The organism is Dietzia sp. B44, from assembly GCF_014145245.1.
GTDB classification, from domain to species: Bacteria; Actinomycetota; Actinomycetes; order Mycobacteriales; family Mycobacteriaceae; genus Dietzia; species Dietzia natronolimnaea.
Window position 1 is genome coordinate 6,792 of record NZ_JAALEF010000459.1, and the last position, 820, is coordinate 7,611.

Sequence of the window (820 nt, forward strand, 5' to 3'; positions counted from 1 at the left end):
GCGGACGCGGCCGGTCCGGACACCGCCGGTCCTGACACCGCCGGGCTGGACGCACCCGGGATCGACCCGACCGGGCGGGGCGCCGGGGGCGATTCCCGGACCGGGGACGACGCCACCCCGAGAGGGTCGGCGCAGCCGTCACCGGAGGTCGAGGAGGCGGTCGAGGAGGGCGAACGCGAGGTCCGGGCCGACGCCCAGGCGGACGATCGGAGCCTCGAGTCCCTCCCGGGCACGCTGCGGATCTTCGACGTGGTCTCCCAGTCGATCGAGGCCATGCAGAGCATCCTCACCGGCTACCGGATGGCGGGGAACCGCCCCGACGTCCTCGTGGAGGTGCCGTCCGACTCGTGTTCGGCCTTCGATTTCCACCGCGCGGAGGAGATGATCGAACTCGGCCGTCGGCTCACCGCGGAGGCGTTGGACAGGGAGGGCTTGTGAGACGGGCCCCTCTCGGCTTCAGCCGCCCTGGTTTCCGCCCTCGTCCTGGCCGACCTGCGGCAGGTGCTGGGGACAGAACGCCCTGACCGCGGCCGCCACCACCACCGGGGCCTCGGTCACCGGCGCATCGGCGTGGGCGTCGTTGTACTGCCGGACCACGTCGACGTAGCCCATGTCGCCGTCGAGTGACGCACAGGCGTCGCGCCCCCGGGTGAGATAACCCTGTTCGTCCTCGGCGTCCACGCCGACGGTCCTGATCTCGCTGAGGAACTGCTCCTCGGGAGACCGGTCGTCGCCGCCGTCCCCGTCCGGGGCCGGCTGCTCGCCGGTCGTCGGCCCGTCGCCGTCGGTGGCGTCCCCGACCGCGGAGGTGGCCTCGGCG

At 73.4% G+C, this 820-nt stretch carries 1 protein-coding gene and 1 pseudogene; one reads left to right on the forward strand and one right to left on the reverse strand.

Annotation, left to right across the window (positions count from 1 at the left end; all coding sequences use genetic code 11):
- Nucleotides 1–438 (forward strand): annotated as a pseudogene (locus G6017_RS16955) (patatin-like phospholipase family protein); the annotation flags it as partial.
- An 18-nt stretch (nt 439–456) separates the two neighbouring features.
- On the opposite strand, the gene G6017_RS14160 reads toward G6017_RS16955, so the two are convergent.
- Nucleotides 457–820, reverse strand: a 364-nt coding sequence (locus G6017_RS14160) for a DUF732 domain-containing protein (RefSeq protein WP_182617937.1), incomplete at its 5' end; no start/stop codon positions are given.